The 13,332-nt window shown below is 49.6% G+C and carries 12 protein-coding genes and 1 pseudogene; 8 read left to right on the top strand and 5 right to left on the bottom strand.

Translation table 11 applies throughout. The features are described 5' to 3' along the window. Nucleotides 1-31: 31 nt before the first annotated feature. Entirely contained in the window at nt 32-520 is a 489-nt protein-coding gene (locus BIZ37_RS08225) for a DUF2780 domain-containing protein (protein WP_187461104.1), read from the bottom strand. Nucleotides 521-728: 208 nt separating this feature from the next. Further along, nucleotides 729-1,349 (bottom strand): FKBP-type peptidyl-prolyl cis-trans isomerase, encoded by a 621-nt coding sequence (locus BIZ37_RS08220; protein WP_107300963.1) that lies wholly within the window; start codon nt 1,347-1,349, stop codon nt 729-731. 122 nt (nt 1,350-1,471) lie between these two features. Between BIZ37_RS08220 and BIZ37_RS08215 the strand changes: the two genes are divergently transcribed. After that, nucleotides 1,472-2,182, top strand: coding sequence for a LysM-like peptidoglycan-binding domain-containing protein (locus BIZ37_RS08215; RefSeq protein ID WP_187461103.1), 711 nt, complete (start codon nt 1,472-1,474; stop codon nt 2,180-2,182). A gap of 87 nt (nt 2,183-2,269) precedes the next feature. On the opposite strand, the gene BIZ37_RS08210 is transcribed toward BIZ37_RS08215, so the two are convergent. From BIZ37_RS08210 to BIZ37_RS08200, 3 genes are all read right to left on the bottom strand, one after another. Further along, a complete protein-coding gene (locus BIZ37_RS08210; RefSeq protein ID WP_187461102.1) occupies nt 2,270-2,719 on the bottom strand; it encodes a GNAT family N-acetyltransferase in 450 nt (149 codons plus the stop codon). A 96-nt stretch (nt 2,720-2,815) separates the two neighbouring features. Further along, complete coding sequence (locus tag BIZ37_RS08205) at nt 2,816-3,385, bottom strand: Crp/Fnr family transcriptional regulator (RefSeq protein ID WP_187461101.1); 570 nt, start codon at nt 3,383-3,385, stop codon at nt 2,816-2,818. A 104-nt stretch (nt 3,386-3,489) separates the two neighbouring features. After that, nucleotides 3,490-5,451, bottom strand: a complete 1,962-nt coding sequence (locus tag BIZ37_RS08200) for a bifunctional 2',3'-cyclic-nucleotide 2'-phosphodiesterase/3'-nucleotidase (RefSeq protein ID WP_187461100.1) — start codon at nt 5,449-5,451, stop codon at nt 3,490-3,492. Nucleotides 5,452-5,862: 411 nt separating this feature from the next. Here BIZ37_RS08200 and cysG point away from each other — a divergent pair, with 411 nt between their 5' ends. From cysG to BIZ37_RS30420, 7 genes and pseudogenes are all read left to right on the top strand, one after another. Then, nucleotides 5,863-7,287: a siroheme synthase CysG gene (gene cysG, locus BIZ37_RS08195; RefSeq protein WP_107300968.1), complete on the top strand. Its 1,425-nt coding sequence runs from the start codon at nt 5,863-5,865 to the stop codon at nt 7,285-7,287. Between the two features lie 13 nt (nt 7,288-7,300). Beyond that, on the top strand, nt 7,301-8,209 hold the full coding sequence (gene cysD, locus BIZ37_RS08190) for a sulfate adenylyltransferase subunit CysD (protein WP_187461099.1): 909 nt from the start codon (nt 7,301-7,303) through the stop codon (nt 8,207-8,209). Nucleotides 8,210-8,219: 10 nt separating this feature from the next. Continuing rightward, the gene (cysN, locus tag BIZ37_RS08185; protein WP_187461098.1) at nt 8,220-9,650 is read left to right on the top strand and encodes a sulfate adenylyltransferase subunit CysN; all 1,431 of its coding nucleotides are present in this window, start codon (nt 8,220-8,222) and stop codon (nt 9,648-9,650) included. 6 nt (nt 9,651-9,656) lie between these two features. Next, nucleotides 9,657-11,384: an SLC13 family permease gene (locus BIZ37_RS08180; RefSeq protein ID WP_187461122.1), complete on the top strand. Its 1,728-nt coding sequence runs from the start codon at nt 9,657-9,659 to the stop codon at nt 11,382-11,384. A gap of 23 nt (nt 11,385-11,407) precedes the next feature. Beyond that, nucleotides 11,408-12,028, top strand: a complete 621-nt coding sequence (cysC, locus tag BIZ37_RS08175; protein ID WP_187461097.1) for an adenylyl-sulfate kinase — start codon at nt 11,408-11,410, stop codon at nt 12,026-12,028. A gap of 40 nt (nt 12,029-12,068) precedes the next feature. After that, nucleotides 12,069-12,446 (top strand): annotated as a pseudogene (locus tag BIZ37_RS30425) (3'(2'),5'-bisphosphate nucleotidase CysQ). Beyond that, nucleotides 12,370-12,690: a 3'(2'),5'-bisphosphate nucleotidase CysQ gene (locus BIZ37_RS30420; protein WP_255526704.1), complete on the top strand. Its 321-nt coding sequence runs from the start codon at nt 12,370-12,372 to the stop codon at nt 12,688-12,690. The pseudogene BIZ37_RS30425 and the gene BIZ37_RS30420 overlap by 77 nt, the downstream one beginning before the upstream one ends. Nucleotides 12,691-13,332 lie beyond the last annotated feature (642 nt).

Raw genomic sequence — 13,332 nt, 5'->3', positions numbered from 1 at the left:
TTGCGCGCGATTTTTTTGAGGGCTATGCCATCTAGCCTGCGGCCTGCCAGATACTACCAAGGTTATCAAGCAATCCGGCGCTGGCTCCTTGGTCGCCAAGAAATTGCATCACGACCGGAATAAACTGGCTTACCATACTTGCATCCATACCTAGGGCACTGAATACCTGATTGATGGTATCCATGTTACCCAACAAGGCGCTGGTACCCGGTGGTAAGCTGCCGGTCAGGGCATCAAGACCGGGGATCATATTGGTCAATTCGGTTGCCTGATCACCGCCAAGTTGGCTTGCAGCGATGGAAAGCAGGGCTCCAGCCCCACCTGCGGCTTGTTCGGTAGAGACATCAAGTTGGCTGCTGAGTAAATCGGTCAGAGGGTTGTTGAGTGTCGAAGCCGCTTCTTCATCCCCGCCGCCAAATAAGTCTGAAAGGCTGAAGGCATGACTGGTTACAGGCAAAATTAAACTGCCGACAAGCAGTAGTAGCCAAGTTTTGGCGCGGGCTTGGGTCAATAGGTACATCTTTCGCAATCCTCCATGTAGGCGTCGACTATAGGTGTCCCATTTAAGATTAGTCAGGAATGCGGGTGAGATACCAAATTCTGTGGCAAAAAATGAATTAAAAGATAAAAAAAGCCAAACTTTGGTTAGGATGGTCGTTAGATAAAGGGATTGCTGGATACAAAAAACGGTACCGAAGCACCGTTTTTGTCATCAATCGCGGAGGCGATTAAAGGATGTCTAGTAGTTCTACTTCGAATACTAGAGCTGCATATGGAGGGATCGCTGCACCTGCGCCGCGCTCACCGTATGCTAGGTTCTGTGGGATGTATAGTTTCCACTTAGAACCAACAGGCATCATCTGTAGAGCTTCAACCCAACCAGCGATTACGCCAGTTACTGGGAACTCTGCAGGCTGGCCGCGAGAAACAGAGCTGTCGAATACAGTACCGTCAGTTAGCTGACCGTGGTAGTGAACACGAACTTGCTTGTCTGAAGTAGGGATTTCACCGTTACCTTCAACAAGAACTTCGTACTGAAGACCAGATTCAGTTACTGTAACTTCTGAGCGTAGTGCGTTATCTTTTAGGAACGCTTCGCCTTCTGCAGCAGCCGCTTGAGCTTGTTCTTGACGAACAGCTTCTGCACGAGTGTGTAGATCGCGTAGTGCGTTGTTGATGTCGTCAACTTCGATTTCTGGCATGTCGCCAGTTAGAGAAGTCGCGATACCTTTAGCGATAGCAGCAACATTTAGGCCCTCTAGACCGCTTTGAGCTAGCTGCTGGCCCATTTGAAGACCGATACCGTAGCTTGCTTTAGTTTCAACTGTATCTAGTTTAACGTCAGACATGGTGTCATCTCTTTAGTAGAGTGAATAAAGCAGGCAGGATAACAGTTTCTCCCCCTAGGGGTAAACCATTGTAACAAGCTGTCGATGGATAGCGTGAATTTGATAGCGCTGGAGTGTTGTTTATGGGACAGGCCAAACGCCGTTCGAACAAAAAGAGTGAATTTACGTGGCCTCGTATCTCCTTGGATAAGGAGGCGTTGAAACAGGGAAGTACGGCTATCCGTGCCAAGTTTGCTCCGTTGGCAAGCAAATGGCAGCAGTTACCTAAATTGCATCGCCGTGCCCTGATGGTACTGGTGCCGGTGGTTGGGGTATTGCTGATCCTACCTGGTGGTGGTGACAAGGCTTCACAACCCACGTCTTCAGAGCCAGTTCGCCGTGAACTGTCCCTGAACCTGGAAAGCAAGCAACCAGAGCGCGTTGCTGTGGGTGAAAGGGAAGAGCCGGTATCTCCGCCTCGCCCTTCCCGGATTACGCCGCTGGAGCCGGTCGAAAGTCAGCCTGTTGCTTCGAAGCCAAAAGTGAAACCGGTGGAGAAAAACAGCACTTCCACGCAGTCGGCCAGTGCTGACTGGCAGCGCTATCAGGTGAAAAGCGGCGAGACCCTGGCTAACATTTTCCGGCAGCACAATTTACCGCTTAACGACCTCTATGCCGTCGCAGCCATCGAAGGGGACGACAAGCCCCTGAGCCGGATCAAGGCGGGGCAATGGATGCGCTATCGCCAGACTGCCCAGGGTGGTTTGGATGCGTTGCAAATTGAAGGGCGTAGTGGCGAGCCGATTTTGTTCTTCCGCCGCTCGGATGGCAGTTTTGTCCGCCGTACCCAGTAAGCGATCGGGATAACCGAAAAAAGCCACTCCGGTGGCTTTTTTGCTATCTGGTTACTGTGCTCGTGGTTGCTCTGGCTACCGGTATTGTTATTTGGTGAGGCGCATATCGATATGTGGGATACCGTCTTCCAGGTACTCTTCTGAAAAAGCCTCGAAGCCATATCTTTGGTAATAATGCTGTAAATGCGATTGGGCGCCAATCTCGACAGTCTCTCCGGGCCACAATTGCTCGGTCATGGTGATGCCTTGTTCAAGCAGTTGGTAGCCAACTCCCTTACCTCGGGCCACTGGGGCGGTAACGACCCGGCCGATACTCACTGCGTCATAGGTGGTACCTGCCGGTAACAGGCGGAGATAGGCGACAAGCGTATTGTCTTGGTAGCCAAGTAAGTGGTGAGTACCAGCCTGCCTGTCATGGTCGTCCAATTCTGGGTAAGCACATTCCTGCTCGACCACAAAGACATCGCAGCGCAGTTTGAGCAGGTCATAGAGTTGGTGGGTGGTCAGTTGGTCAAAGCTGAGGCACTGCCATTGCATGTCGTTCTCCTGATGGTACGTATTATTCACTCTTCCCTGAGGATAAATTACCTCAAAGGCGTTGGCATTAACTTAAGGCAAGTTGGCTTAAATCGATTAACTTTCTTCGCTGAGCCTGGCGCGAATACGGCTTAGGCTGGTGGCAGTAATACCCAGATAAGAAGCAATCTGGTAGTCGGCAAGCTGTGCCTGTAATTCTGGGAAATGGTCGCAGAACAAGGTATAGCGCTCTTCTGGGGTATGGATCAGCATAAAGCGTTCTTTATGCTCTTTGAATAACAGTTGCCTTTCGAGCAACGCCATATAGAGGCCGGGACAACAGGTTTTCCACTGCTCGAGCACTGCCAATGGTAGGGCGAGAATGTGGCTGGCCGACAAGGTTTCCAATAAGTACTCGGAAGGCTGCTTGGTCAGTAAGCTTTCAAAGCCAAGGATAAGTTCTTGCTCCCAATAGAACTCCTTGCTGAACTGGCGGCCTTCAGCCGTCAGGTAGCAGGCATGGCAGGTCCCATCGACAAGGAAGAAAGCATAGCTTGGCTGTTCCCCTTGATTGAGCAATATGTGGCGGGTCGGTAACTCCATCGGCTCTGCGAGTGAAAGGGATAGGTTGATCGTTTCCTCATCGGCACCATGGTCTCGTAGGTATTGGGCTAGGGCTGTCTTCATTGTCTGCTCACAGGGTTGGGTGTCACATTGACCGAGGTTTTATCATAACAAAAAAATACCGCAGCCGAGGCTGCGGTATGGTCAATGGTAATCAGCTAACTGACTTACTTTTGTAAGTCGATACGGTATACCGCAAATCCGATCTCGTCAGTACCGGTTTTCTCCATTGGGTACTGCGCCTTCTCCTTGATGAAGCTTGCCGCTTTGTCACCCGGAGACGTTTCGAATGTGATGTTTAGCGTTTTCTCACTTTTCAGTGGAGCGAAGTGCCAGTTGTTATCGGCACTTGGGGTGACTTCACCCTGCTCTTTGCTAACGCGGGTGATGTAGTCTGCCACAATCGTGCGGTTTTCATCTGGCGAAGCAAAGGCAATGAAGTCTTCACCGGTACCGGCAAACTTGCCGCTGTAAGCACGGTAGTTGTTGGTTGCGATGATAAATGGCTGCGCAGGATCAACCGGCTTACCGTTGAATGTTAGGTTCTGGATACGTTCAGCCTTGTCGTTGATCAGTTTGCAGTCACCGTCATAACGGGCTGGCTGCGATACATCGATGCTGTAGTTCACGCCGTCGATCACATCGAAGTTATAGGTACGGAAACCGTCCCAGTTGATCAGGCCTTGCTGCTTGTCGCTGTTGAGGTCAATTTGGTTGAACTGGCCAGCAGAACATTCAAGCCATTCTTTCACTTCTTTTCCGGTGACCTTCAATGCCACTAGAGTGTTCGGATATAGGTAGAGGTCAGCCGCATTACGGAAGGTCAACTGGCCGGACTCGACTTCAGTAAAGTTTGTTGGATCGTTACCACGGCCACCGGCTTTGAACGGAGCCGCAGCAGAGAGTACAGGAATACCGTCTAGGTCTGGGTCACCTTGGATAAAGCGCTCAACATAATCTTGTTGGGCAAGGCTGACGATTTGGACTGTTGGATCATCCTGCACTAGGGCCAGGAAGCTGTACATAACGTCGTTGGCTTTACCGATTGGTTGGTTGACGAACTCGCGGGTTCCGTCGTGCTCAGCCTTGATTGCTTCAACCATCTTCTCGTCAGCTTCTACAATAGCTTCGCCTTTGATCTTGTCGAAGATAGGACGGGCTTCGGTCTGCGCGCTGGTAACCGTCCAGCTGTCGCCTTTTTGTTTCAGTACCAGGTCAATCACACCCAGGTGATCACCCCAGCGTCCAGGCATCACAGAAGGCACACCGTTGATGGTGCCTTTTTCCACATCGGTATTTGGTAGGTTCGCAAAGGCTTTGCTTGGGAACACCGCGTGTGAGTGGCCGAAGGCAATGGCATCGATGCCTTCAACTTCGGTGAGGTAGTATACCGAGTTTTCAGCCATCACCTTATAAGGGTCGGCGGATACACCAGAGTGCGGGATCGCCACGATGATGTCAGCACCTTCTGCCTTCATTTGCGGCACATACTTCTCGGCAGACTGTTTGATATCTTCAGCCTTGACCTTGCCTTCCAGGTGGCGTTTGTCCCATACCATGATTTGCGGCGGAACAAAGCCGATGTAACCAATCTTCACCTCATGTTCGGCACCGTCGGTATCTTTGAAGGTGTGTGACTTGATCACATAAGGAGTGAACAGGTTTTTACCGGTTTTCAGATCGTAGACGTTGGCGTTGACGTAAGGGAAGTTTGCACCAGCGATAGCTTTGTCGAGGAAGTCCAAGCCGTAGTTGAACTCATGGTTACCGATGTTACCTACTTCGTAGTTCAGCTGGTTCATCGCCTTGTAAACCGGGTGGATATCTCCCGCTTCAAGCCCTTTGGCTGCCATGTAGTCACCCATTGGGCTACCTTGGATCAAATCACCGTTATCAACCAAAACACTATTGGTTACTTCAGACTGGGCTTGCTTTACCAATGTAGCAGTACGAACCAAGCCGGTCTTCTTGGTCGGCTTGTCTTTGTAATAGTCAAAGTCCATGACATTGGTATGGATATCCGTTGTTTCCAGGATGCGAAGCTTGATGGTGTCTGCTGTAGCCGGTCCTGCCATAGCCAGCATTCCACCCAAGATCGCTAGGGATAAGGGTTTGGCTGATAACTTCATAATTTTCTCCGTGAGTGTCGGTATAGGAAAGCGTGCATAAGGTAACAAAAACGCTCCCAAATTTGCGCAAAAGAATAGCTTTTATGTGTGATTAATCGCGTTTTTTTGCGCTTTTTCTCATGTTGTCGAAAACGGTTGCCTCTGAAAGGAACATTTCGGCTACGCATAAGCCTAGGCCAAAAAGGTATAGCTTATGAGTAATTCGCCTATATCACTGTGATGAATGGTTTCTTACGTGACAATTGCAGGCTTTTGCCTAAATAAACTGATTTATTACTGTTTTTATCTAGGGGGCGAGAGATAAATTTTGGGGCGAACTTTTTGGAATAAAAAATGAAATTTAAGAATTTCAGGTAATAAATCACCGCAACTATAGTGCTTCTATCAATGGATTCTTAGGGGCACTCTCACATGGATTATCTGCCGATTTTTGCGGATTTAAAGCGCCGGCCATGCTTGGTTGTCGGTGGCAATGATATTGCCTGGCGCAAAGCAAAGATGCTGCTCAAGGCAGGGGCTGACGTAAAGGTTATCAGCCCGGAACTGTCACCGCTTTTCCAACAAGCCGTCGATAACGGTCAGTTGACGCATGTGGCAGAGGAGTTTTCACCCCACCACCTAGACGGTGTCTTCTTGGCTATCGCAGCCACAGAGCGCAAGGCCGTGAATGCACTGGTTTATCAATCTGCCAATCAGCGTCAGGTTCTGGTGAATGTGGTAGATGATACCCAGCGCTGCAGCTTCATTGTGCCATCTGTCATCGATCGCTCCCCAATAATTGTCGCGGTGTCGTCATCAGGGCAAGCGCCGGTGTTAGCTCGGTTGATCCGCGAAAAACTCGAAGCGTTGCTGCCACAGCATCTAGGCAAGATGGCAACGATTGCCGGACGCTTCCGTTCCCGCCTAGCTCAAACCGTAACGTCTTTCTCTGCGCGCCGACGGTTCTGGGAGCAAGCCTTTAACGGACGCTTTGCATCTTTGGTCGCTGCAGGCCAGTTTGACTCGGCCGAAAAGGAGCTGGAGCAACTTAGTCAAGGTCAATCAAACCGTGGTGAAGTGGCCTTAATAGGTGCCGGCCCAGGAGATGCTGGCTTGCTGACACTTAGGGCGTTGCAGTTATTGCAACAAGCCGATGTCGTGCTGTTTGATTATTTGGTTTCGGAAGAAGTGATGGAACTGGTTCGCCGTGATGCCGAACGGGTGTGTGTCGGTAAAAAGGCTGGCTTTCACAGTGTGCCCCAAGCCGAAACCAACCGTCTGCTGGTGGAATATGCCTCGCAAGGTAAGCGTGTGGTCCGTCTTAAAGGCGGTGACCCTTTTGTCTTCGGCCGTGGTGGCGAGGAGCTGGAAGTCTTGTTCGATCACAATATTCCATTTGAGGTCGTCCCTGGTATCACCGCCGCTGCTGGCGCGACTGCGTATGCCGGCATTCCTCTAACGCACAGGGATCACGCCCAGACTGCGATGTTTGTCACCGGGCATCTCAAGGCGGGCAGTGATCAACTTGATTGGCAAACCTTGGCGCGTGGCAACCAGACTCTAGTGATTTATATGGGCTTGATGAATGCCTCTGATATCAGGCTGCAACTCATCGAGCACGGCCGCGCAGCCTCTACCCCAGTTGCCATTATTGAACGCGGCACCCAACCCACCCAGAAAATATACAAAGGCCAACTCGATGAGTTGGACGAGTTAGCTCAACAGGCGGCTTCCCCAGCACTGATTGTGGTCGGTGAAGTGGTCAACCTATCAGAAAAATTACATTGGTTCGGAAAGCAACCACAACCTGCTCATCCCGAGATGGATCAGCAAGGTGCCGTGGTGAAACTGGCTTAGCATGGAGAGAGTAATGGACCCGAAACGATTTACCCACTTAAAGCAACTTGAAGCGGAGAGTATTCATATTATCCGTGAGGTTGCTGCCGAGTTTGATAACCCCGTCATGATGTACTCCATCGGTAAGGACTCCTCGGTCATGCTGCACCTTGCCCGTAAGGCGTTTTACCCGGGCAAGATCCCGTTTCCGTTGCTGCACGTCGATACCGACTGGAAGTTCCGGGAAATGATTGAGTTCCGCGACCGCACCGCAGAGAAGTACGGTTTTGATTTGTTGGTACACAAGAACCCAGAAGGCTTGGCGATGGGGGTTGGCCCGTTTACCCATGGTTCGTCCAAACATACCGATATCATGAAGACCCAGGGCCTCAAGCAGGCATTGAACAAATACGGCTTCGATGCGGCCTTTGGTGGGGCGCGACGTGATGAAGAAAAGTCCCGGGCGAAAGAGCGGGTGTACTCTTTCCGTGACAAAAACCATACCTGGGATCCGAAAAACCAACGCCCGGAGCTATGGAAAACGTATAACGGCCAGATTAACAAGGGTGAAAGTATCCGGGTATTCCCGTTGTCTAATTGGACCGAGTTGGATATCTGGCAATACATCTACTTAGAAGGTATCGAGATAGTTCCTTTGTATCTATCGGCAGTTCGCCCCGTCGTTGAGCGTGACGGTATGCTGATCATGGTCGACGATGACCGGATGAAGCTTGAGCCGGGTGAGAAGGTCGAGCAAAAGAGTGTGCGGTTCAGAACCTTGGGGTGTTATCCATTAACCGGTGCCATCGAGTCCGAGGCCGATACGTTGCCGAGCATTATCGAAGAGATGCTGGTAGCGACTTCCAGTGAGCGACAAGGGCGGGCCATTGACCACGACCAGTCTGGCTCGATGGAACTCAAGAAACGTCAGGGATACTTCTAAGGAGAGAATAATGAATAGTGCAATAGAACAACAAGTGGCCGAGCTGGGGATTGAAGCCTACCTCGACCAGCACCAAAACAAATCCCTGCTGCGTTTTTTGACTTGTGGCTCAGTAGATGATGGTAAGAGTACCTTGATTGGCCGCTTGCTCCATGACTCCCAGCAGATTTATGAAGATCAGCTTGCCGCGATCCATGCCGATAGTCAGAAGGTTGGCACTACTGGTGATAAGCCTGACTTGGCTTTGCTGGTGGACGGCCTGCAGGCCGAGCGCGAGCAGGGGATCACCATTGATGTTGCTTACCGTTATTTCTCGACGAAAAAGCGCAAGTTCATCATTGCCGATACCCCGGGTCACGAGCAGTACACCCGGAATATGGCAACGGGCGCTTCGACTTGTGATGTCGCGGTTATCTTGATTGATGCCCGTAAAGGGGTGCTGGATCAGACCCGTCGTCATTCCTATATCGCCAGTTTGCTGGGGATCCGTCATTTCATCGTGGCAATCAATAAAATGGATCTGGTGGGCTTTGAGCAGTCGCGCTTTGAGTCTATCCGCGATGAGTACCTGACATTTGCCGAGCAGCTCAACCCGCAATTGAATATCAAACTGGTGCCGCTATCAGCGTTGGAAGGGGATAACGTGGTTGATCTCAGCGATCAAACGCCGTGGTATCAAGGTGAATCCCTACTGGAGATGCTTGAATCGGTCGATATCAATGTCGATCGCCAGTCAGGTGACTTCCGTTTGCCGGTTCAGTATGTCAACCGACCAAACCTGGACTTCCGTGGGTTTGCTGGTACCGTCGCCTCAGGCACGGTGAAGGTGGGTGATAGCGTTAAGGTACTGCCATCGGGTAAACAGTCACAGGTCGAGCGCATTGTCACCTTTGATGGTGATTTACCTGCCGCTTTTGCTGGTCAGGCAGTTACCCTGACGCTGGGCGATGAAATAGATATCAGCCGTGGCGATACCTTGGTAGCCGCTGATAATGAGGCCGTACTGGGTAACCACCTGCTGGCTGATATTGTCTGGATGGCCGAGGCACCACTGGAGGTGGGGCGCCAATACGACATAAAAATCGCAGGCAAGAAAACCGTGGGTAACATCTCGGCCATTCGCCACCAGGTCGATATCAATAATCTCGGCCAGTTTGAAACCGCTAGTCTGCCACTCAATGGTATCGGCCTGTGTGAAGTGACCTTGACCGAATCTATATCCGTGGATCCTTATCTCCATAGCCCGGATACCGGTGGTTTCATCGTTATCGATCGCTTGACCAATGTGACCGTGGGGGCCGGGATGGTGCGCGAAGCGCTGGTTGGCGGACAAGATATTGCATCCACCTCGGTCTCTGCATTTGAAGTCGAGCTAAATGCCCTGATACGCAAACACTTCCCTCATTGGCAGGCGAAGGATATCAGTAAGTTGCTGGGGTAAGTGATGATGCAATGGGAACAAGGAATGGTTCTCGCCATGTTAATGGTGATAGTAACCTGCCTGCTGACAACAAGGATCAAGCCTGCTTATTTGTTTGCAGGGGCGGCCTTTATTGGCTTCCAGGCTGGGATGATTGACTTGCCAACTTTGGCTGGCAATTTTACTAACTCCTCATTGTTAACCTTGGTGTTACTGATCCTTGTTTCTATTGGCTTGGAAAAAACCCGCTTGATTAGTTGGGTTGGCAAGCAAATATCGAGTGGAGGGCAATCGACGGTAGTGGCAAAGTTGGGCCTGTCTACCGCTTTTCTCTCCTCCTTTACCAATAACACTGCCGTGGTGGTTTCTTTGATTGGTGCTATCAAACGAAATCAACGCCACGCCCCGTCACGCTTGCTGATCCCCTTGTCCTATACAGCAATCCTTGGGGGAACGTTAACCCTAATCGGTACTTCGACAAATTTGATCATTAATAGCTTTGTCGAAGACGCCGGGTTACCCAGCTTAAGTTTCTTTGCCCCCACGACTATTGGGTTGGCAGTACTCGTGATCGGTTTGCTGATTCTTATCCCGTTAAGTTACCTCCTTCCTATTTATGACGAGAACACGCAAGACGACCTGCCCTACTTTTTAGAAGCCAAAGTGGTAGGTGGCTCACCGCTGGTCGGAAAAACGGTTGCCGAAAACGGGTTGAGGGCACTGCGTCGGTTGTTTTTGGCGGAAATTATCCGTGATGGGGAGACATTAGCGCCGGTATGCCCTGATACCCAGCTCAAAGCAGGGGACACGCTGCTATTTTGTGGTGACGTGGAAAGCGTAACGACCCTTCAGGAAATTAATGGCCTTCAGTTGTTTGGCCAGCATCATCTTAATGGTCAGTCAATGCTGGAAGTCATTGTCAGCCATTCAGCAGGGATCCGTGGCAAGACATTGAAGAGCGTTCAATTCCGTGAGCGTTTTGATGCGGTAGTGGTGGCGATCCGTCGTGGTCATGAAAGATTAGCTGGTGGGCTCGGAAATATAGAGCTTCATGCCGGGGATACTTTGGTGATTGTTCCGGGTAAAACATTCAATAGTAAGAAGCAGCAGCTTAATCGTGAGTTTGTTCTGGTCAATGGCTTGGACTCCAGTGCCAGGCTCGATAGTCAAAAGAGCTTCACGGTCCTGCTTGGCTTTATGATGGTGATTGCTGCCGCGTTACTGAATGTCCTGCCTATTATAAAGGGCTTGGCAGCGTATCTAGTCTTGCTGATAGCTTCTGGAGTGGTGACATTTACTGAACTCAAACGCCGTTTTCCCATTGATATTGTCGTGATTGTTGGCTCAGCGTTGTCTTTGGCACAGTTGATGCTCTCTAGCGGTCTCTCTGAGCGCATGGGTGAGATGTTAATGACGGGATTTGCCGATTGGGGGATGTATGGTGCATTGATTGCGGTATACCTATTGACCTTGGTATTAACCGAACTGGTCACCAATAATGCAGCAGCAGCCCTGGCCTTTCCTATTGCCTACAGTCTGTCTATTAGCTATAGCGTTGATCCTATGCCATTCATCATGGCTATTTTATTTGGTGCCAGTGCGAGTTTTATCTCTCCCTACGGATATCAGACCAACCTCTTGGTATATAGCGTAGGCAATTACAAACTGAAAGATTACTTGCGAATAGGGCTTCCTATCTCATTGGTTTACTCGGTTGTTGTATTAGCCTTGATTCCTCGTCTTTTCCCTTTTTAATCTGACTGTAAATGGAGTTTTCTATGACGTCGGCTATTTCTACAGCCAAAAATGACAACATCGTTTGGCATACACATCAAATCGACAAAGCTTACCGGGCAAAACAAAAGAACCAACAAGCTTCTGTACTCTGGTTCACGGGACTAAGTGGGGCAGGTAAGTCGACGATTGCAGGCGCATTGGAGCAGCGCTTGGCTGAGTTGGGTTATCATACCTATCTGCTCGATGGTGATAATGTTCGTCATGGCTTATGCCAGGATCTTGGTTTTTCCACTGAAGATCGACGCGAAAATATCCGCCGAATCGGTGAAGTAGCAAAACTCATGGCGGATGCCGGGCTGATTGTGTTGAGTGCGTTTATTTCACCGCATCGTCATGAGCGCCAGTTGGTGCGGGATATGTTACCGTCGGGAGAGTTCTTGGAAGTGTTTGTTGATACTCCTTTGGATGAATGTGAAAGGCGGGACCCGAAAGGACTTTATAAAAAAGCGAGGGCAGGGGAGATCAAGCAGTTTACGGGTATTGATTCTGAATATGAGCAACCCTTGAATGCCGAAATCCACTTAGCGGCAGGCCATCATAGTGTCCAGCAACTTGTAGATCTCTGTGTGGATGCCCTCAAAGCTCGCAAGATAATTGAATGACAGTAGGAGTGAAGCGACGGAAAAAGACGATCGCAGCCCGGTGACTGCTGCTGATTTAGCTGCGAATACGATTATCATGGAGAAGCTGGCACTACTGACTCCAGATATTCCTATCGTCTCTGAGGAGTCTGCACAAACCACTTGGTCAGAGAGAAAAGACTGGCGGGCATTCTGGTTAGTGGACCCGTTAGATGGGACCAAAGAATACTTACGCAAGAATGGCTAGTTCACCGTAAATATCGCGCTGATTGAAAATGGACGTCCTGTGCTAGCGGTTGTCTATGCGCCTGCATTAGAGATAAGCTGGTTGGGAAATGGCAGTCAGGCATGGAGTGTCAGTAATGATGAATGGAGCCCTATCAAGACAGACACCGGTTATAGTAGGGAGTCGCTCTCATCCAAGTCCGCTGTTAGCTGAAGGTTTGGCGCAGTTCCCTCTATATAAGATGAAAGAAGCGGGGGCATCCCTAAAGTTTTGTCTTGTTGCCGAAGGAAAAGCGCAGTTCTACCCTCGTTTAGGGCCGACTATGATGTGGGATACCGCTGCTGGGCAATGTATCGCTGAAAGTGCTGGGGGCCAGGTTAAAACCCTTGATGGAGTCCCTTTGTCATATCATCGCGAAGATTTACTCAATCCATTCTTTGTTGTTAGCTATCTTTAATACCCCAATCTGAAAAATTTCTTAAGGTTGTACCACTCTCCTATCATTTGTTGTCTACGCTTAACGGTACGCTGCAAAAAAGGAGAGAGACACCTACTGCTTGGCTGTTTTTTGTATTTATTCCGTTTTTACGCTCTTTTTGTCATCAGTTGGCAAAAAAAGTCAAAAAAAGCATTGCCAATAGTTCACGCCTCCCTATAATGCCGCCTCACCAACGCAGTGACGGCTTCTTAGTAAGCTATTCACAAATTGTGGATAACTTGTTGGTGAATGGCTCGGCAAATTTTATTGCCAATTTGGGGTTGACCTTGAGTTGGAAATCTTTAGAATTGCCTGCCTTGCTTGAGTTGACGAACTGAGTTCTTCAAAAGAACACGAATTGTTTTCTCAAGTGTTGTCAATAAAGGGTTTCGAAAAAATAATTTGAAATTTGTTGTTGACATCAAGGGTTGCGCTGGTAAGATACGCAGCCTCGACCAACACAAGGTGTTGAGTCAACGTTCTTTAACAATTTGACCATGCAATCTGTGTGGGCACTCGTGGAATGATAGTCAACAAAAGAATTATCAATGAAACTGAGTGACCAAATCGATTCGCTTCTTTTTAAGAAGAGTATCGGCACAGTCAATTCAATCATTACTT

The sequence above is a fragment of the Photobacterium sp. BZF1 genome (assembly GCF_014349205.1).
Taxonomy (GTDB): Bacteria; Pseudomonadota; Gammaproteobacteria; order Enterobacterales; family Vibrionaceae; genus Photobacterium.
This window is presented reverse-complemented; position numbering and strand designations above follow the sequence as displayed.

What these genes read in the sequence shown, in the direction of transcription:
- BIZ37_RS08205 (WP_187461101.1), bottom strand. Translation starts at nt 3,385, where the DNA reads ATGAAGACAGCCCTAGCCCAATACCTACGAGACCATGGTGCCGATGAG.
- BIZ37_RS30420 (WP_255526704.1), top strand. Translation starts at nt 12,370, where the DNA reads ATGATGAATGGAGCCCTATCAAGACAGACACCGGTTATAGTAGGGAGT.
- BIZ37_RS08215 (WP_187461103.1), top strand. Translation starts at nt 1,472, where the DNA reads ATGGGACAGGCCAAACGCCGTTCGAACAAAAAGAGTGAATTTACGTGG.
- BIZ37_RS08210 (WP_187461102.1), bottom strand. Translation starts at nt 2,719, where the DNA reads ATGCAATGGCAGTGCCTCAGCTTTGACCAACTGACCACCCACCAACTC.
- BIZ37_RS08225 (WP_187461104.1), bottom strand. Translation starts at nt 520, where the DNA reads ATGTACCTATTGACCCAAGCCCGCGCCAAAACTTGGCTACTACTGCTT.
- cysG (WP_107300968.1), top strand. Translation starts at nt 5,863, where the DNA reads ATGGATTATCTGCCGATTTTTGCGGATTTAAAGCGCCGGCCATGCTTG.
- cysN (WP_187461098.1), top strand. Translation starts at nt 8,220, where the DNA reads ATGAATAGTGCAATAGAACAACAAGTGGCCGAGCTGGGGATTGAAGCC.
- cysD (WP_187461099.1), top strand. Translation starts at nt 7,301, where the DNA reads ATGGACCCGAAACGATTTACCCACTTAAAGCAACTTGAAGCGGAGAGT.
- BIZ37_RS08180 (WP_187461122.1), top strand. Translation starts at nt 9,657, where the DNA reads ATGCAATGGGAACAAGGAATGGTTCTCGCCATGTTAATGGTGATAGTA.
- cysC (WP_187461097.1), top strand. Translation starts at nt 11,408, where the DNA reads ATGACGTCGGCTATTTCTACAGCCAAAAATGACAACATCGTTTGGCAT.
- BIZ37_RS08220 (WP_107300963.1), bottom strand. Translation starts at nt 1,349, where the DNA reads ATGTCTGACGTTAAACTAGATACAGTTGAAACTAAAGCAAGCTACGGT.
- BIZ37_RS08200 (WP_187461100.1), bottom strand. Translation starts at nt 5,451, where the DNA reads ATGAAGTTATCAGCCAAACCCTTATCCCTAGCGATCTTGGGTGGAATG.